At 68.9% G+C, this 18,520-nt stretch carries 16 protein-coding genes; 11 read left to right on the top strand and 5 right to left on the bottom strand.

Annotated elements, in window-relative coordinates; genetic code table 11:
* Nucleotides 1-8: 8 nt before the first annotated feature.
* Nucleotides 9-782 carry a hydroxyacylglutathione hydrolase gene (gene gloB, locus AAG895_RS08890; protein WP_345795133.1) on the top strand — a complete coding sequence of 258 codons (774 nt, stop codon included), beginning with the start codon at nucleotides 9-11 and terminating at the stop codon, nucleotides 780-782.
* 193 nt (nucleotides 783-975) lie between these two features.
* Complete coding sequence (locus tag AAG895_RS08885) at nucleotides 976-2,178, top strand: transglycosylase SLT domain-containing protein (RefSeq protein WP_345795132.1); 1,203 nt, start codon at nucleotides 976-978, stop codon at nucleotides 2,176-2,178.
* A gap of 46 nt (nucleotides 2,179-2,224) precedes the next feature.
* On the opposite strand, the gene AAG895_RS08880 is transcribed toward AAG895_RS08885, so the two are convergent.
* From AAG895_RS08880 to AAG895_RS08870, 3 genes are read right to left on the bottom strand one after another with little or no spacing between them, the layout of a single operon-like run.
* Nucleotides 2,225-4,372: a dipeptide ABC transporter ATP-binding protein gene (locus AAG895_RS08880; protein WP_345795131.1), complete on the bottom strand. Its 2,148-nt coding sequence runs from the start codon at nucleotides 4,370-4,372 to the stop codon at nucleotides 2,225-2,227.
* Nucleotides 4,373-4,427: 55 nt separating this feature from the next.
* A complete protein-coding gene (locus AAG895_RS08875; protein WP_345795130.1) occupies nucleotides 4,428-4,913 on the bottom strand; it encodes a peptidylprolyl isomerase in 486 nt (161 codons plus the stop codon).
* Nucleotides 4,894-5,385, bottom strand: coding sequence for a peroxiredoxin (locus AAG895_RS08870; protein ID WP_345795129.1), 492 nt, complete (start codon nucleotides 5,383-5,385; stop codon nucleotides 4,894-4,896). Before AAG895_RS08870 ends, AAG895_RS08875 begins: the two co-directional genes overlap by 20 nt.
* Before the next feature lie 223 nt (nucleotides 5,386-5,608).
* Between AAG895_RS08870 and AAG895_RS08865 the strand changes: the two genes are divergently transcribed.
* The 5 genes from AAG895_RS08865 to AAG895_RS08845 all read left to right on the top strand — a co-directional run bounded on the left by AAG895_RS08865 (nucleotide 5,609) and on the right by AAG895_RS08845 (nucleotide 10,470).
* Nucleotides 5,609-6,640: a zinc-dependent alcohol dehydrogenase family protein gene (locus AAG895_RS08865; protein ID WP_345795128.1), complete on the top strand. Its 1,032-nt coding sequence runs from the start codon at nucleotides 5,609-5,611 to the stop codon at nucleotides 6,638-6,640.
* A gap of 94 nt (nucleotides 6,641-6,734) precedes the next feature.
* Entirely contained in the window at nucleotides 6,735-7,343 is a 609-nt protein-coding gene (gene lexA / locus AAG895_RS08860) for a transcriptional repressor LexA (RefSeq protein ID WP_345795127.1), read from the top strand.
* 73 nt (nucleotides 7,344-7,416) lie between these two features.
* Complete coding sequence (imuA, locus tag AAG895_RS08855; protein WP_345795126.1) at nucleotides 7,417-8,163, top strand: translesion DNA synthesis-associated protein ImuA; 747 nt, start codon at nucleotides 7,417-7,419, stop codon at nucleotides 8,161-8,163.
* 15 nt (nucleotides 8,164-8,178) lie between these two features.
* Nucleotides 8,179-9,732 carry a DNA polymerase Y family protein gene (locus AAG895_RS08850; protein WP_345795125.1) on the top strand — a complete coding sequence of 518 codons (1,554 nt, stop codon included), beginning with the start codon at nucleotides 8,179-8,181 and terminating at the stop codon, nucleotides 9,730-9,732.
* A gap of 147 nt (nucleotides 9,733-9,879) precedes the next feature.
* Complete coding sequence (locus tag AAG895_RS08845; protein WP_345795124.1) at nucleotides 9,880-10,470, top strand: hypothetical protein; 591 nt, start codon at nucleotides 9,880-9,882, stop codon at nucleotides 10,468-10,470.
* A gap of 26 nt (nucleotides 10,471-10,496) precedes the next feature.
* On the opposite strand, the gene AAG895_RS08840 is transcribed toward AAG895_RS08845, so the two are convergent.
* Nucleotides 10,497-12,335, bottom strand: coding sequence for a PDZ domain-containing protein (locus AAG895_RS08840; RefSeq protein WP_345795264.1), 1,839 nt, complete (start codon nucleotides 12,333-12,335; stop codon nucleotides 10,497-10,499).
* Nucleotides 12,336-12,476: 141 nt separating this feature from the next.
* Nucleotides 12,477-12,770, bottom strand: a complete 294-nt coding sequence (locus AAG895_RS08835; protein WP_345795123.1) for a hypothetical protein — start codon at nucleotides 12,768-12,770, stop codon at nucleotides 12,477-12,479.
* 191 nt (nucleotides 12,771-12,961) lie between these two features.
* Between AAG895_RS08835 and AAG895_RS08830 the strand changes: the two genes are divergently transcribed.
* The 4 genes from AAG895_RS08830 (at nucleotide 12,962) to AAG895_RS08815 (ending at nucleotide 18,459) form a co-directional block, all read left to right on the top strand.
* Nucleotides 12,962-14,320: an alkaline phosphatase D family protein gene (locus AAG895_RS08830; RefSeq protein ID WP_345795122.1), complete on the top strand. Its 1,359-nt coding sequence runs from the start codon at nucleotides 12,962-12,964 to the stop codon at nucleotides 14,318-14,320.
* Between the two features lie 390 nt (nucleotides 14,321-14,710).
* Nucleotides 14,711-15,118, top strand: a complete 408-nt coding sequence (locus AAG895_RS08825) for a hypothetical protein (protein ID WP_345795121.1) — start codon at nucleotides 14,711-14,713, stop codon at nucleotides 15,116-15,118.
* 52 nt (nucleotides 15,119-15,170) lie between these two features.
* Nucleotides 15,171-17,375 carry a TonB-dependent receptor gene (locus tag AAG895_RS08820; RefSeq protein ID WP_345795120.1) on the top strand — a complete coding sequence of 735 codons (2,205 nt, stop codon included), beginning with the start codon at nucleotides 15,171-15,173 and terminating at the stop codon, nucleotides 17,373-17,375.
* A 7-nt stretch (nucleotides 17,376-17,382) separates the two neighbouring features.
* Entirely contained in the window at nucleotides 17,383-18,459 is a 1,077-nt protein-coding gene (locus tag AAG895_RS08815; RefSeq protein WP_345795119.1) for a PepSY-associated TM helix domain-containing protein, read from the top strand.
* The last annotated feature ends 61 nt before the right edge of the window (nucleotides 18,460-18,520 follow it).

Here is an 18,520-nt window from a genome sequence, read left to right as displayed (position 1 = left end):
TTCGCGGGATGGACATTATCCCCGTTCCCGCCTTTCGCGATAACTATATCTGGCTCGTTCACGACGGCCGCCATGCGCTGGTGGTCGATCCCGGCGACGCCACCGTGGTGCGGCAGGCGCTCGACCACCTCGGCCTGCAACTCGGCGCCATCCTCGTGACCCACCACCACCCCGACCACGTCGGCGGCCTTGCACAACTGCTTGCGCATGCAGAAGTGCCCGTCTTCGGACCGGCCGGGGAGTCGATCGAAGGCGTGACCGAACCGGTTCGAGAGGGCGACGAGATCCGCATCGCAGCCCCCGCGACCGCTTTCCGCGTCCTCGACGTGCCCGGCCACACCGCCGGCCACGTCGCCTACGTGGCAATGGACATCGAACCGGGGCTGGTGTTCTGCGGCGACACGCTGTTCTCGGCCGGTTGCGGCCGACTGTTCGAAGGCACCCCTGCCCAGCTCGCCGCGTCGCTGGCCAAGCTCGCGGCGCTTCCCTCCACGACCCGGGTCTATTGCACCCACGAATACACACTGTCCAACCTGGCGTTTGCCCGCGCCGCCGAGCCCGACAATCCCGAGCGCGACGCCTACGCCCTCGCGTGCGAGGCACTGCGCGCGCGCGGAGAACCCACCCTGCCCAGCACCATGGGGCGCGAGCGCGCGATCAATCCCTTCCTGCGCTGCGACCGGCCGAGCGTGGCCGGCAGCGTGGCGAAGCAGGTCGGCCGTGCGCTGCACGACCCGGTGGACTGCCTCGCCGCATTGCGCGCCTGGAAGGACGGCTTCTGAGCCACATAACATGTCATGTTCATACCGGAGCACCGCCCGCGGCACCCACGCGCTGCGCCGCGTTGCGCTGTCCGTCGCATGGCTGACCGCGGCCTGCCTTTTCCCGCTCGCACATGCACAGGCCGAACGCTCCGTGCCCTCCGCTGCGGTGACCGCGCGAACGGGGCTCTCGGCCACCGCCGCAGCGCCCCAGATGAGCGCGCCGATCGAGCCAGAACGCATCCTCACCCTCGACCTCACTCGCGATGCCAATGACATTTGGGACCGCATCCGCCGCGGCTTCGGCATGCCCGACCTCGACAGCGACCGGGTGATGGACCAGCAGAGCTTCTATCTGAACCGGCCGCGTTTTCTCAAACAGGTTTTCGAGCGCGGCGGACGCTACCTGTACTACATCGTCGATGAACTCGAGCGCCGCGGCATGCCGACCGAAATCGCCCTGCTGCCGATGGTCGAGAGCAGCTACAACCCGATGGCCTACTCGCGCGCGCATGCGTCCGGCCTGTGGCAGTTCATCCCGTCGACCGGCAAGCACTACAACCTGACCCAGGACCCCTGGGTGGACGAGCGCCGCGACGTGATCGCCTCCACCAATGCCGCGCTCGACTACCTGCAGCGCATCTACGACATGCACGGCGACTGGCATCTGGCCCTCGCCTCATACAACTGGGGCGAGGGCGCGGTGCAACGCGCGCTCAGGCGCAACGCAGATGAAGGACTGCCGCAGGAGTACCAGCACCTGCGCATGCCGGACGAGACGCGCAATTACGTCCCCAAGCTGCAGGCGATCAAGAACATCGTCTCACAGCCCGAACTCTTCCATTTCGAGCTGCCCTACGTCGCCAACGAACTCCACTTCGTCACCGTGGAGGCGCCGGTCGGTGTCGATCTGGCGACCGCGGCACGGCTGTCGGAGATGCCGCTCGATGAATTCCTCGCCCTCAATCCCGGCTTCAACCGCCCTGCAGTCACGACCCCGGGGCAGACCTTCATCGTCCCCACCGATCGCGCAGAACAGCTACAGACGGGCCTCGCCGAGCTCGACGAGGACGACCGAGGCTGGCGCATGCACGTGCTCGAGCCCGGCGAGCATATCGAGGCCGTGGCCAGCCGTCACGGATTGAGCACTGCCGAGCTGCTCAAGTTGAACGCCCTTGCCCCCGGTAGCCGGCCAGGCGCCGGTTACGCGCTGCTGGTGCCCGACGGGGTGGATGCCGACGGTGCGCTCGAGGTCAGCAATCTGCTGCCGCTCGCTGCGGCCAGCGTGCGCCAGCCCGGGCTCAAGCTGAGCCCGCCCGGGGCAAACCGCAGCGAACCCCGGCTGAAATCACCCAAGGCCAAGAAGCCTGGGGCGAGCAAGCGCAGCGCGAAACGCAACGGCAGCCGGGCGCGCTGATACACGCACGGCCGCAATGACGCGCCGGCCGCCCCTGGGAGCCCGGTCAGTCGTCGAAACGGGGCCAGTGACAGCGCACGCGATGACCCTGCGCGAGCTCGGTCACCGGCGGATAGCTGGCCCTGCAGACGTCGGTCGCATGCGGGCAACGAGGTTGGAAGTGGCAACCCGCTGGCGGATCGAGGGGCGAAGGCAGCTCGACCGCCCCGCTCATGCGAACGCCGGTCACCGCCGCACGCGAGTCACCCGCGCCGCCGCCCGTCCGGCAACTCGGCGCCTGCGCCGAGCCAGAGGCCGCGCCATCGACGCCGACCGTTGCGGCCTCCGTGCCGACACGCGGCACGGCCGCCAGCAGCGCGCGCGTGTAGGGATGCGCCCGCTGCCCGATGACGCGCTCGACCGGCCCCTCCTCGACGATGCGCCCGAGGTACATCACCGCGACCTCGTCGGCGAGATACTCCACCACCGCAAGGTTGTGGGTGATGAAAAGATAGGCCAGCCCCTGCTCGCGCTGCAGCTCGCGCATCAGGTTGAGCAACTGCGCCTGCACCGAGACGTCGAGCGCGCTGGTGGGCTCGTCGCAGACGATCACCCGCGGTGACACCGCCAGCGCACGCGCCACCGCGATGCGCTGGCGCTGACCGCCGGAGAACTCGTGCGGATAGCGCCAGCGCATCTCCGCACCGAGGCCGACGCGCTCGAGCAGTTCGATCACGCGCGCCCGGCGCGCGCGGGCGTCGCTGCCGGCATCGAGCGCGGCGAGCCCTTCCTCGATGATCTCGCCGACGCGCATGCGCGGGTTGAGCGAGGCGAAGGGGTCCTGGAACACCATCTGCACCGCCCGGCGCACCGGCTGCAGCGCCGATTCGGGCCACTGCGCGAACGGCTCGCCGTCGAGCAGGAGCTCGCCCGCGGTCGGTTCGAGCAGGCGCAGGATGGCCTTACCGACGGTGGTCTTGCCGCAACCGGATTCGCCGACCAGGGCAAGCGTGCGGCCTGGCGCCAGCCGCAGGCTCACACCATCGACTGCTCTCACGTGGCCGACGGTACGCTTGAGCACGCCCTTGCGCACCGGGAAATGCACGGCCAGGTCGCGCACCTCGAGCACGGGCTGCGGGCTGCGCTGGCGATGCACTGCAGCAGTGGCCGCCGCGAGATGCTCGAGCGGCCGCGGCACGCTCACGCCCTCGTACAGATGGCAGCGCACCGCCTGCACACCGACACGGTGCCAGCCCGGCGCCTCCTCGTCGCAGCGGTCGAACGCCGCCGGGCAGCGCTCGGCGAAGCGGCAGCCCGGAAAGGCACGATCCAGGGGCGGCACGCTGCCCGCAGGCGCATCGAGCGCGCTGCCACGCCGGTCGGCACCCGGCAGCGCTGCGAACAGCTTGCGCGAATACGGATGCAGCGGGGCGGCGAAGAAGGCCGCGCGCGCGCCCGTCTCCACCACCTCGCCGGCGTACATCACCCCGACGCGGTGAGCCATGCGCGCGACGACGCCGAGATCGTGGGTGATCAGCAGCATGCCCATCCCCTCTTTACGCTGGAGCTCGGCCAGCAGGTCGAGCACCTGCGCCTGGATGGTGACGTCGAGCGCGGTGGTAGGCTCGTCGGCGATCAGCAGTTGCGGCCGCCCGGCGAGCGCGATGGCGATCATCACCCGCTGTTTCATGCCGCCGGAGAACTGGAACGGATAATCCTGCAGGCGCCGCGCCGGATCGGGGATCCCCACCGCCTCCAGCAGCCGGACCGCCTCGCCACGCGCGGCCTCTCCGCGCAGGCCATGGCGTGCCAGCGCCTCGCCGATCTGCTCGCCCACGGTCATCACCGGGTTCAGGCTGGTCGACGGCTCCTGGAAGATCATGCCGATGCGCCCACCGCGCACACGGCGCATCGCCGACTCCGGGAGCGCGAGCAGTTCCTCGCCCCCGAGGCGGACGCTGCCTCCGGCGATCTGCCCCGCATCCGGGAGCAGGCGCATGAGCGCGAGCGCCGTCATCGACTTGCCGCAGCCGGACTCACCGAGGAGGGCAAAGGTCTCTCCGGCATCGATGCTGAAGTCGACCCCGTCCACCGGACGGACATCGCCCTCTGCACGCGCGATCTTCACGCCCAGGCCGGCGACCTGCAGCAGAGCCTCGGCAGACAGGGAGCCGGCAGGTACGGAGGCAGCCGTGTGCGGAGCGGATCGAGTCATTCGGGACCGGGGGCAGCGATGAAAAAGGGCCGCTCACGCGGCCCCTCGATCGGGATCAGTGGTGATGACCGCCAGGGCCATGAACGTGACCGTGGGCGATCTCCTCGGCGCTCGCCGGACGCACTTCGGCGACGGTGACGTCGAACACCAGCGCAACGCCTGCCAGCGGGTGGTTGCCGTCGACCACGACCTTGCCGTCGGCGATGTCGGTGATGCGATAGACGAGATCTTCCTCGCCGTCGTCGGAGACGCGCTCGAAGCTCATGCCGACCTTGATGTTCTCGGGGAAGAGCTTGGCGTCCTCGACCAGGATGAGTTCCTCGTCGTAGTCGCCGAACGCATCTTCGGGCTGCAGCTTGACCTGCAGCGTCTCGCCGACCTTCTTGCCGTGCAGGGCCTCTTCGAGCACCGGGAAGATGCCATCGTAGCCGCCATGCAGATAAACCAGGGGGTGATGGCCGTCATCGATGATCGCGCCATCCGGGTCACGCACCGTGTACTGCAGCGTGACGATGCTGTTCTTAACGATTTCGTTTTGCATTCTGAGGTTCCAGTTCCTTGACCAGTTCGAAAACCGCGGCGGCGTGGCCGCGAGGCGTCACATCGTAGAGTGCGTGGCGGATCCTGCCCTGCTTGTCGATCACGAAGGTCGATCGCCGCACGCCCATCTTCTTCACTCCGTCGACTTCCCGTTCCTGCCACACGTTGTAGAGCCGGCACACGTCGGTGTCGGAATCGGAAAGCAGGCGGATCGACAATCCCTCCTGGTCACGAAACTCGGCGTGGGTCAGACAGTCGTCGGGACTCACACCGACCACGATGCAGTCGAAGCGGGCGAACTCGTCGTCGTGGTCGCTGAAGTCAGCGGCCTGGAGCGTGCAGCCCGGCGTCTTGTCGCGAGGATAAAAGTAGAGAACGACATTCTGCTTGCCGACCACCGACGCGAGGTCGAAAATTTCCATGTCGGCGTCCGGCAAGGTGAATGCGGGGGCGATGTCTCCGCTCTGCAGCATGTGTTCTCCCTGATGTGGGCCGGATTCTAGCCGAGACCCCCGGCGAACACTACCCGCGCTGGACTGCTCCTGGACGTGGGATCGATCGAGCATTCTGGCCTTCCTCCCTGGTTGGGTCGGTGCGTGGGGTGCCGCCAGCCGACACCGTGTTGAAGCAATAGCCCAGATCGGGCGACGGCTCAAGACGCAGTGCATCATCGCCACCGCAACCGGAGCGCGCCCCATGGCAACCCGACTCTCCCGCACCGACGACTCCACCCTGCCCTCGAGCATGCGCGCGATGCTGCTCGAGAGCCCCGGCGAGCCCCTGAAGGCGGTCGAACGCCCGCTCCCAAGGCCGGCCGCCGGCCAGATCCTGCTGCGCGTCGAAGCCTGCGGCGTATGCCGGACCGACCTCCACCTGATCGATGGCGAACTGCCCGATCCGGCGCTGCCGATGATTCCCGGGCACGAGATCGTCGGTCGCGTGGCCGCGGTGGGCGCCGGCGTTTCAGGCGTCCGGCATGGCCAGCGCATGGGCGTGCCCTGGCTCGGCTGGACCTGCGGACACTGCAGCTTCTGCGCCAGCCAGCGGGAGAACCTGTGCGACAACGCCCGCTTCACCGGCTACCAGATCCATGGCGGCTACGCCGAATACACGGTCGCCGACGCACGCTACTGCTTCGCGCTGGACGAGGCGGCCGACCCCGCCGAGGCAGCCCCCCTGCTCTGTGCCGGCCTCATCGGCTACCGCGCGCTGGCGATGGCCGGCGACGCGCGCCGGATCGGTCTGTACGGATTCGGTGCCGCCGCCCACATCATCGCGCAGGTGGCGGTATGGCAGGGACGCGAGGTCCACGCCTTCACCCGCGCCGGCGACGCCGCCAGCCAGGCCTTCGCCCGCCAGCTCGGCGCCTGCTGGGTCGGCAGCGGGCAGGACAGGCCGCCGCAGCCGCTCGATGCCGCGCTCATCTTCGCGCCTGCCGGCGAACTGGTTCCCGCCGCGCTGCGCAGCCTCGCCAAGGGCGGCGTCGTGGTGTGCGCGGGCATCCACATGAGCGAGATCCCGGCGTTTCCCTACGACATCCTGTGGGGAGAACGCCGCATCGTCTCGGTGGCCAACCTCACCCGGCGTGACGGCGATGAATTCCTCGCCCTGGCACCGAAGGTGCCGGTACGCACCGAGGTCACGCGCTTCGCGCTCGACGAGGCCAACGAGGCGCTCGCACGCTTGCGCCGCGGAGAACTGCAGGGGGCGGCGGTGCTGATGCCCTGAACGCGGCGGCACCCAGATCAGGAGCTGACGAACGCGGAGGCTTGCTCTCGGCGCACAACTGTTTAAAATTACAGCCATCCCCATGGAGGCCGTCATGAGCGCCCGTAGCGAAACCCTCACCGCACGCCAGCAGGAAATCCTCGACTTCATCCGCGCCACGGTCGAGTCCGAAGGCCGTCCGCCCACCCGCGCCGAGGTGTGCACCGCGTTCGGGTTTCGTTCGCCGAACGCGGCCGAAACCCACCTGCGCGCGCTCGCCGCCAAGGGCGCCATCCTGCTCGAGGAAGGCCGCGCCCGCGGCATCCGCCTGGCCGCAGCGCTCGGCCTGCCGCTGGTCGGCCGCGTCGCTGCCGGCAGCCCCATCCTCGCCGCAGAACACGTCGAGGCGCGCTACCAGCTCGATCCGTCCCTGTTCTCGCCCAAGGCGGACTACCTGCTGCGCGTGCGCGGCATGAGCATGCGCGACGCCGGCATCCTCGACGGCGACCTCATCGCCGTGCATCGCAGCGCCGAGGCGCGCAACGGTCAGATCGTGGTCGCCCGTGTGGACGACGACGTCACCGTGAAGACCCTGCAGCGCAAGGGCACGGTGGTCGAGCTGCTGCCGGCCAATCCGGACTACGCCCCCATCGTCATCGACACCCGGCGCGCGCCGGTGGTCATAGAAGGCGTCATGGTCGGCCTGATCCGCAAGGATCACTGAGCATCATCGGCCGCCCCCTCGCCGACGTGCGCCGCGCCCTCTGCCCCACCCTTCCCCTCGCATCATGCCCGCCATGGCTGCCATCGCCCCGCGCATTGCCGAACAGGATCCGTCCGCGGCGTCCGTCCGCGCGCTGCTGGCCGGACTGCCGGCAGGCAGCGTCTGGCAGGCCAGTCACCTCGCCCAGAGCCGTGGCGAGGTCTGCTCCACCGGCTTCGATACCCTCGACGCCGAACTGCCCGGTGGCGGATGGCCGCTCGGCGCCCTGATCGAGCTGCTGCTCGAACGCCCCGGCGTGGGCGAGCTGTCGATGCTGCTGCCGGTGCTCGAGCGCACGCGCCCCGAGCAATGGATCGTGTGGCTGGCGCCGCCGCTGCTGCCCTACGCGCCGGCACTGGCAGATGCAGGGGTGCCGCTCTCCCGCCTGCTGATCGTACGCCCCGAACAGCCTCGCACTCTGCTCTGGGCAGCACGCCAGGCAACCGTCTCGGGCAGCTGCTCGGCCGTGCTCGCATGGCTGCCGAAGATCGACAGCGGCGGCCTGCGCCGGCTGCAGCTCGCCGCCGAGGACAGCGCCACGCCCCTGTTCCTGTTCCGACCGCTTGACGCCGCCGGTCAGGCCTCGCCCGCCCCCCTGCGCCTCGCGCTCGCCGCCCGCGGCGGACAGCTCGAAGTGCGGATCGTCAAGCGCAAGGGGCCGCCAGCCATCCGCCCCGTGCTGCTGCACATACGCCCGACAGCGGTCGACACCGATGCACTGCCGCCCCTCTCGCCAACAGGGTCCATGACGCGCCCGGGCATGCTCGAACGCGTACGCTGAAACCGGCCTGCACGCATGCTCTGGCTCGCCATCCTGCTGCCGGCGCTGCCGCTCCAGGTATTCACCCGCGGCATCCGCGACGCCCTCCCGCTCGCCATCGTCGCCGCCCCCCCGGGGACGACCCTGCTGGAGGTGACGCCGTGCGCACAAGCACTCGGCGTCCACCCTGGAATGCGCGGCACGAGCGCGCTCGCCCTGGTGCCCGAGCTGCGGCTGCAGCCGCGCGACACCGCCCGTGAGCATGCGGCGCTCGCCGAGATCGCCACCTGGGCAGGACGCTTCAGCCCGCGCATCAGCCTGTCTCCACCCGATGCGGTGCTGATGGAGATCTCCGCCTGCCTGCGCCTGTTCGGCGGCGCGAGCCGGATCGAGCGCACGCTCCGGGAGGCACTCCAGGCCGAACTCGGCTTCGAGGCCCGCACGGGCTGCGCGCCCACGCCGCTCGCCGCGCGCTGGTTCGCCCGCACAGGGCTGAGCTTCGACCCTGCCCGTGCACTGCAGACAGAAGGCGACGCAGCCACATCGGCGCCCCCCGAACCGCTGCCCCCGGTCACGCACGGTCACGCATCGCCCGCGCACTGGTTATCCATGATCGACCCGCTCCCGCTCCCCCTGCTCGGTGAAGACGGCAGTTGCGACGCACACACGCTGGCCTTGCTCGAAGGCCTCGGCCTGCGCACCCTTGGCGAGGTGCGCCGTCTGCCCGCTGCCGGTCTCGCCCGCCGCCAGGCACAGTCCGCCGCGCGCACGCTCGCACGCGCCCGCGGCGAACTGCCCGACCCCCGCCCCTGGTTCGAACCGCCGGCGCGCTTCGACCACGGGCTTGCCTTGCCCGCCTCCACGCATCAGGCCGAAGCCCTGCTGTTCGCCGCACGCAGACTGTTTGCCAGCCTGGCGGGCTGGCTCCAGGCCCATCATGCTGCAGTGGATCTGTGCTCGCTGGTGCTGGAACACACGTCCCGCCCCCCCACCCTGCTCGAGCTGGCCATGGGCGAACCCAGCCAGGACGAAGCCCGCTTCGCCCTGATCGCCCGGGAGCGCCTTGCCACGATCCGTCTCGATGACGAGGTCCGTGCGCTCAGGCTGCAGGCTGAACACGCGGTGGACGCACGCCCCGCCAGTAGCGACCTGTTCGGCGATCCATCGGCCTCGGACCGGGACGCCGCCCTGTTGCTCGCGCGCCTGCAGGCACGCCTGGGGCGCAGCGCGATCTACCGCCTCGACGCACATGGCGACCATCGCCCGGAATCAGCCTGGCTCGCCTGCGAACCCGGCGCCGTTCCGCGCACGACGGGGGCGGGACGAAGCGCTCCTGCCAAGACCCTGCGCACCACATCCAAGGCCCACGAGCGACTGCGTCCGCTCTGGCTCCTTCCCGTTCCAGGAGCGATCTCTCCCGAGCGCCTCACCCTGCTCGGCGATGCCGAGCGCATCGAGACCGGTTGGTGGGATGGTCAGGTGGTCCGTCGCGACTACTACCTGGCACGCGATGTCGACCAATCCCTGTGCTGGGTCTTCAACTGCCTGGACGCGCCGGGTGAGTGGTTCGTGCATGGCTACTTCGGTTGAGTCCCACCGCGCGCACACGCCGGCAGCGCCCGAATCCAGACACGGCCGCCGTCGCCCGGCGTGCATCGACGGACGTAGTACACTGCGCCCCGCATGCCTTCGCCTCATCCAACAACGAATACCCAGCCCGCACGCTGCCTCCTCCCGATGCCCGAGCCTTCGACCCCCGCCTCTTCCCTCTCCGCCGTGACGCCTGCGGCACGACCCGCTCCACTGCGCGGCGATCTTGCCCGCCGCCGCGCACTCTTCGGCCTCCTCGTCAGCCTCGTCGCGCTGCCGGCTTCGTGGCTGCTGTTCTCGCAGCTCGACCACCTGTGGCCCGAGATCGTGCGCATGGAAGGCGCCACCTTCATGGCTGCCGCCACCCTGCTCGGCGCCGCCATGGCGGTCGGCCCGCTCGCGGCAGCGGTGGGTCTGCTGCTGGCCATCTGGTTCGGGGTGGACAGCGTCTATCGTCCGCGTCGCAAGAGCTCTCCAGCGCTCGACCGGGTGATCGTCGGCGCCGGGCTGGTGGTCTGGTTCGCCCCCGCCCTTGCCGCACTCTTCATGGTCGTGCAGGCCCTCGCGAGCGGACGCATTCATTTCGTGCGCCCGCCGCGGGACTACTTCCTCGCCACCGATCCGATCGCGTACTGGCAGGGCGTGGGCTTCTGGCTGATCATGGGCGGCCTGTTCGCCTTCCTCGCCTGGCGCTACTGGCGCCCGAAGCTCCTTCCCCGCTCCGCAGCAGCCGACTGAACCGAGCCGGCAGGGCGCCCCGCCTGCTAGCGCCCAAGCCAGCCCTTGCGCAGCGCACGTGCGCCCGCCGGGGCGCGCTCGGAGAGCTTGAGCCCGTACTTGTCGGCCGGGGCCTCGGCCAGCAGCAACCGAAAGTTCATGAGCTCGTCGCGTCGGAAGACGTGCACGCTCACCTCGTCACCTGCGCGTCGCCGCGACAGCATGTCCTCAAGGCTTTTCGCGCTTGCGATGCGCAGGCCGTCGAGGGCGACGAGCACGTCTCCCGCCGACACGCCCGCCCTCTGGGCAGGGCCGGCGTCGAACACGTTCGCCACCTTCGCCTCGCCACCGCCTGCCGCAAGCTTGATGCCCAGCACCGGAGCCGGGCTCGCCTGCGCAGCCTCGAGCGTCACCCCCACGGGCTTGAGCAGGCGCGCGAGCGGGAGGTCATCACAGCCCTCGACCGCCTTCTGCAGCCAGCGTGCAAGCCGCCGCCCGAGTCCCTCGCCGGCCACATCCCGCACGGCGGCATAAATGCCGTCCTCGGGCACGCCCAGGCCGCTCAGGCCATGGCGCTGCCAGAGCAGCCGCATGACGTCGTCCAGGCTGGTTCGACCCGCGCTGCCCGCACGCAGCTGCAGGTCGAGCGCGAGCGCGATCAGCGCGCCCTTGGCGTAATAGCTGACGATCGCGTTCGGGGCGTTCTCATCCTGACGGTAGTACTTCGTCCACGCGTCGAAGGACGATTCCGCCACGCTCTGCTTGAGGCGCCCGCTGCCGCGCATGACGTTCGACATCGTCTTGCCGAGCAATTCGAGGTAGTCGTCGACACCGATCACGCCACTGCGCACCAGGGCAAGATCGTCGTAATAGGACGTGAACCCCTCGAAGGCCCACAGCAGGCGGGTGTGGTTCTCGCGCGTGAGGTCGTAGGGCGTGAACGCCGCGGGCTTGATGCGCTTGACGTTCCAGGTGTGGAAGTACTCGTGACTGCACAGCCCGAGGAAGCTCCGATAGGCCTCGGGCAGCCCCTCCATGCCCTTCCATGGCAGGTCGGCACGACTGCAGATCAGCGCGGTCGAGGCGCGGTGCTCCAGTCCGCCATAACCGTCGCCCACCACCAGCGTGAGGAAGGCGTAGTAGTCCACTGGCGCCGGCGCCCCGAAGAGCGCGATCTGCCACTCGCAGATGCGCCGCAGGTCCGCGCACAGGCGGTCGAGATCGCAGCCGTGGCGCCCGCTGAGGGCCACGTCGTGGACGACCCCTGCCGCCTCGAAGCGCGCCAGCGTGAAATCGCCCATCTCCACCGGATGGTCCACCAGTTCGTCGTAATCCGACACACGGAAGCGCCCGAAGCGGCAGCCATCGGCGGCCCGCCCATGCTCGGGCGGCATCGCCGTGATCAGCTTCCATTTCCTGCACCTGTCGTCTTCCGGCCGCTCGATGGTGACGATGCAGGGCGCGCCAGTGCGGCCGGCGACGGCGAGAAAGACGCTGGTCCCGTTGAAGAAGCCATGGGTCGTGTCGAGATGGGCCGAGCGCACCGACAGATCCCATGCGTAGACCTGGTACTGCAGGACGAGCTTGCGCGTCCCCGGCTTCACCGCAGCGCACCAACTGTGCTTGTCGAGCTTGTCCAGCGCGCACGGCTCACCGTCGGCAAGCGCGGCGATGCCGACGATGTTGCGCGCGAACTCGCGGATCATGTAGCTGCCCGGAATCCAGGCCGGGAGGCTGACCACCTGCCCCCGCGGATCGGGCTCCGGAACGACGCACTCGAGCGCGAACAGGTGCGCCCCCGGATCGGCCACCCGGATACGGTATTCGACTGGGGGAAGCGTGACAGCGCCCTGCCGATCATCGGACGCGGCAGGGGCAGGCGACACAGGCGTGGCAGTGGATGGTGCTGACATCGAAGGCTCGCGGACGGAAACGGTGTCCCGCTCGGACAGGATCACAAGAGCCATGCGCCAGGAGGCGCAGCACGGCTTCCAGCGGGACGGACCAGGAAGGATCGGGAAGCCGAACTATAACGCCAAGGCGGGGCCGGGGGCCGACAGCGGCCACTGCTGTCGCTCGCCCCAAGGCCATGCGATCTGCGACACTACCCGCTCATCTGGTCGTGACCCCATGATGCGCACGACGAAGGGATCGGCGAGGAGGTTCTTCATGAAGCATGCGGCAGCAGTATTGACCGGTTCTTGCGCTTGCCTATTCAGCGCTGCGGTGATGGCCGCAACGCCCGAAGGAGGCAATCGCGCCTCGATGCTCTCCATAATCGTGGTCGCGGTCGTGATGATCGTGCTTGTGAAGTTGGTCATCGCGCTGGCAAGGAGAAAGTTGGAGCGAGAGATCCAGGAGGCCCGGGGAAAGCCGGATTTGGAGGCGCGAGCAGACGACTCGCATGCGAATGGATGACCCGGGCGGAGTGCATTCCCGCGATCGTCACCCCAGGGGAACGGCAGTCGGAAGAATGGCGCCACGGCCCGCGCACCTTTCCGGATGGCGCGTGATGTCCCATGCGCTTCACACCGCGCGTCGCCTCATGCTGACTGCGCTGCTGGCGCTGCACATGACCGCCGCCGGCGCGGCCGCGCTGGCCGGTGGTCCGATGGCCGGCCCGGCAACCCCCGCGCGCGTCGGCATATGGCTGATGACCGACGGCCCCGCAAAGGTTCAGCTCGAATACTGGCCTTTGGCGCAGCCCGCCGCGGTGAAGCGCAGTGCGCCGGTCGCTGTCAGCACTGAGCGCGGTCACAGCGCGCGCGTCGAACTCGAGGGCCTGCAGCCCGCCACTCGCTACGCCTACCGCGTGCTGATCGACGGCACCGCGGTCGAGCTCGACGACACGCCCGCCTTCACCACCGCCCCCGCCGACGCGCTCGCCCCACGCGAGCTGCTCATCGCCACCGGCTCGTGCAGCTACATCCCCGACCCGCCTCACACGCTCACGAAGGACTCGTTCGGCGCGGGGTTCGAGATCTTCGACACCATCGCCGCCCGGCAGGCCGATGTCATGCTGTGGCTCGGCGACAACATCTACTACCGCGACAGCGACTTCGAGCCCGCGGACGAGGCCGCCGCACGCATGCACCAGCGCTGGGCGGCCACGCGCAGCTTCGCGCCGCTGCAGCGACTGCTGCGCACCGGCCAGCACGTCGCCATCTGGGACGACCACGACTACGGGCCGAACAACGCCAACCGCGAGTTCGCACTCAAGGCGACGGCGCTGGCGCATTTCAAGGACTACTGGGCGAATCCGGGCTACGGTCTGCCCGACGTGCCCGGCGTCTTTACCCGCGTGCCGCTCGGCGACGTCGAGCTCTTCCTGCTCGATGACCGCTACCACCGCGACGACGATGCCGGCACCGACCCGGCGCGGACCATGCTCGGTGCGCGGCAGCTCGCGTGGCTCAGGGACGCACTGCGCAACTCGCACGCCACGTTCAAGCTCGTCGTCAATGGCAGCCGAATGCTCAGCGACCGCCCCTCGGCGGAGCAGCGCGGCGGCGAGGGCTGGCACAACTTCCCCGCCGAGCGCCAGGCCTTCATGGACTGGCTCGTCGCCCAACGCATCGACGGCGTGTTCTTCATCTCCGGCGACATCCACTACACCCACCTGACCGAGCGCGAACGCCCCGGCACCTACCCGCTCACCGAGCTGACGTGCTCACCGCTGACCGCACGCGTCCATCCCCGCCCCTTCCCGGTGCGCGAGGTGGCCGGGACGCTGGTCACGCAGCGCAACTTCTGCACGCTGCAGTTCTCCGGCCCGGCCAGCGCGCGCGTGCTGCGGGTCGCCGCGTGGGACACGGCGGGAGCACGCCAATGGGAGGCGGAGTTTCCCGCCACACGGCTGCAGACGCCCTGATCACACAAGAAGTCTACATGAGAGTCACTCTCATGTAAGATGGTAACGGTTCTCATTCGTTTCACGAGAACCGGGATAGCCAGCCAGCCCCGCTGCCAGCACGTCGCACTCGGCAGTTCGCCAGCCAGCCAACCAGGTCCATCGGTGGCAAGTCCGCCATGGCCCCCCCCCATGCGGACCTGGCCGTGCAATGCGGGAAGGCGCGCGCGCCGTTCGGGCGCACGCCCCCGCTTCTTCCAATGGCTGCTGACGAGCTCCCCTCGGGAGCAGGCTGACTTTCCGACACATCATGACGACCTTCTCCTCCCGCCACGTGCGCCTGATGCGCGCGCCCTGCAACGGCTGGCCGCCGGGCCCTGCGGCGGCATCGGCCCGCATGCCCTCGAGTGGATGGCCGACGGGCAGCTCGCGGTGTCCATGCAGAACGAAAGTCGCTCGGCCCGCCCGTTGTTCGCGCATCTGAGGGGCCGCCACCTCGCCTACGGCGAGGCTGACGCGGACCTGCGTGCGCGCTGTGGCGATTACGCGGGCGACATCGTCGCAGTGGGCGAGCTCTTCGCCGTGAGCTGCACGACCGCCGGCGTGACCGCGCTCCGGGATGAGCACGCTCATGCACGCGCAATCCTTGAAACGCCACGGGTGTGCGCGACGACGGTTCGCGGCCGGCGGCGCCTCGTCACCGGCGACGGTGGAGACGCATGGGAAATCGATCCGGGCGTCGACGCCGCAGGAGGCGTGCAGATCCGGCACGGGGAATTCCCGCTGGCGCGCGATAACCACGCCTCGCTCCCGATTTAGTCGCAAACCCGCTCACGGGGCTCATTTCCCACCTTCCTCATGGAGAAACACGATGAACATGACTCACATGTTGGCGCAGCCGTGCGCCCCGAGAACGACACGCCTTACCAAGCAGATCCTCGCCACGGCCGTTGCGAGCGCCTGCGCCGCTCTCAGCTACGCGCAGGAGGCGGCCCCCGAGACCGCCCTGTCTGCGGTGACGGTCACCGCCACGCGCTCCGAAGCCACGATCGATACCGTCCCGCAGTCGATCACCGTGGTCCGGCGTGAAGAGATCGAACGGCAGGTGAGCGCGGGGAGCGGCCTCGGCGACATCCTCGGCAAGCTGGTGCCCGGCTTCGGGCTGGGGCGGGAGTCGCCGAGCACGTTCACGCAGACCATTCGCGGCCGCAACATCAACGTCCTCATCGACGGCGTGCCGCAAAGCACCAACCGCAACGGCGCGCGCATCCTCACGCTGATCGATCCGTCGGCGGTGGAACGCATCGAGGTCATCCGCGGCGCCACCGCAATCTATGGCGACGGCGCCACCGGCGGCGTGGTCAACATCATCACGCGCAAGGGCAGCGGCTCCGTCACGCACGTCACCGAGGTCGGCGGCAACCTCTCGCTGTCTCACCCTTCGGACAGCCTCGGCACGACGATCCGCCACACCAGCTCCGGATCGAAGGACGATCTGGAGTTTCTTGCCAACGTCGCGGCCGAGCAGACCGGCGCCTTCTTCGACGCCGACGGCGACCGCATCCCGCCCTCGGGTGCCAACCAGGGCAGCCTGGCGGAGACGCGCAGCTACAGCGTGCTCGGCAAACTCGGCTACAGGCTCGATGCGAACCAGCACATCCAGCTCACGGCGCAGGCGTACAAGGCCGACCAGGACACCCGCTACACGACCGACCCGAGCGTTCCGTCGACGCCCCTGCGCGGGCACAAGTCGCGCGCCATCTCCGGCCTGGCGCTGGACAAGAACGAAGGCACCGAAAACAGCCTCCTCTCGCTCGACTACCGCAACGCGGACGTCTGGGGCAGCAAGATGCACGCCCAGCTGTTCACGCGCGACTACAAGACGGTCTACGCGCCCTTCCGACGCCATGACGGCACAGGTGCCGGCCCTGAGATCTTTCAATCCTTCATAGACTCTTCGAAGAACGGCGGCCGCCTGGAGTTCGACACGCTTCTCTCCGAGCGCCATGGCGTCACGATGAGCTGGGGCGCGGACCACATCCGCGAATCGACGTCCCAGTCCGGCTACGTCCACGACCCTGCGATCTATGCCGCCTCGGGCGGACGCAGATTCCAGAGCACCGGGGAGGTGAGGACCTGGGTGCCTGAATACGACATCGTCAGCACCGGCGTGTTCGCTCAGCTCGAGTGGCAGGCCACCGATCGTCTGATCCTGCGTGGCGGTCTGCGTCACGAGAAGTTCGACGTCGAAGTCGGCGACTACACGAACCTCAACGGCGGGGCAGTGGGCGGCGGGGACAAGCGCTACAGCGACACGCTCTACAACGTCGGCGCGGTCTTCGATCTCGACGAACGCATCAACCTCTACGCCAGCTACAACCAGGGTTTCTCGCTGCCCGACATGGGGCTGACGCTGCGCAACGCCCCCGCCGGCAGCGCCTTTGCCACGCTCAACACCCAGCCCCAGGTGGTCGACAACTACGAGCTCGGCGTGCGCACCTACTGGGGCAGCACCGAAGCGAGTCTGGCCGTGTTCTGGAGCGAGAACGACCTCGGCGCACGCTCGGGCGGCCTCAACGCGCCGATCGTTCGCGCGCCGGAGAAGATCTACGGCTTCGAGGCGACGCTCGATCATCGCTTCTCCGACAGCTTGCGCAGCGGAGGGACCTTCTCGTGGGTGGAGGGCAAGAAGTACACCGCGACCGGCACCGAGATCGGCTACCTGGGCAACGACGCGATCGCCCCGCCCAAGCTGACCCTGTACCTGGAGCACCAGACCACGCCCAAATGGTTCAACCGCCTGCAACTGGCCTACAGCGCGGAACGGGATCGCTTCCCGGCGACCAGCACGTCCCCCTACCAGAACCGGATCGATGACTACGCGATCCTGGACTGGGCAAGCCAGTACAAGGTCAGCAAGCAGGGGACGCTCGCCTTCGGCATCAACAACCTGCTCAACAAGCAGTATCACAACACCTTCGCGCAGACCGTCGTGACGCCTGGGGTGTACGGCAATGTCGCCCATGCCGCCGCATCGGGCGCCACCCTGCACGCCACCTACAAGCATGCCTGGTAAGCCAGGCATGCGCTCGGCCTCCGCACCGCGTCAGCGGCTGCGGCGGGTGTGGCTGAAGGTGCATCGCTGGGTCGGCCTCAGTCTCGGGGCCGTGCTGGTGGTCGCGGGCCTGAGCGGCAGCGCCATGCTGCTCGCGGAGCCGCTCGACGAATCGCTCAATCGGGCGCTGTTCCATGTGCCTGACGCTTCCGGGGTCGACTACGGTGCGGTCGTGGCGCGGCTCAGGGCCGATCTGGGCCCGGATGCGGACCTCACCCTCCGCCCGCCCCGCGACGCGCGGGAATCCTTCCAGGCGTACGTGAGGGGACACTGGAAAGGAACCGTCTATCTGCACCCCGCGTCGGGCGAGATCCTCGGCCACCGCGGCGAGGCGGAGGGGATGATGGGCGTGCTTTTCGCACTGCACAGCAACTTGTTCGCCGGAGAGGCAGGCAAGGTGGTGCTCACCGTGGCCGCCTTTGCTTACCTGTTGATGCTCGCCTCCGGCTTCTACCTGTGGTGGCCCACGCGATGGAGGTATGCCTTGGCCATCCGCTGGTCGGCCGCTGGTCGCCTGGCGCTTTTCGACTGGCACAGGGTGACCGGCGCGGTGCTCGGCGTGTTCGTCTGCCTTACCGTGCTCTCCGGAGCCTACATGGCATGGCCGCCCCTGGCGGGAATGCTCAACACCCTCGGCGATAACGCGCCACTCGCACCACCGCGCGTGTCGGGCGGTCCTGCGCGCGCGGAGATCGCCGAGCAGGCCGTCGTCCGGGCCCGCACCTCATTCCCCGAGGCGACGGTTGGATACGTTCACATCCCGGCCGAACCCTCGCTGCCGATCCGGGTTCGCCTGCGGCTCCCGGACGACCCCCATCCGAATGGACTGACCTCGGTGTGGATTCATCCCGACAACGCGACGCTACTGCGCGCAGATCGGTGGTCGGGGCTGGGCCCCGGAACGCGTGCCTATTCGTATGTCTATCCCTTCCACACGGGCGCGCTGTGGGGGCCGGTGTGGACTGGACTGACCTTCCTGTTCGGAGCCGCGCTGACCGCGTACGGGCTCACGGGCCTGATGCTGTGGTGGCGACGCAGGCGATGACTCCGCAGCACCTTGCCTCGGTTGCGGGCCGGCGAACCCGCTCAAGCGCCGCCGGAATCAT

This window comes from Thauera sp. JM12B12 (genome assembly GCF_039614725.1).
Classification (GTDB): Bacteria; Pseudomonadota; Gammaproteobacteria; order Burkholderiales; family Rhodocyclaceae; genus Thauera.
The sequence above is the reverse complement of the archived record's forward strand: the minus strand, read 5'-3'. Positions and strand labels throughout refer to the sequence as shown.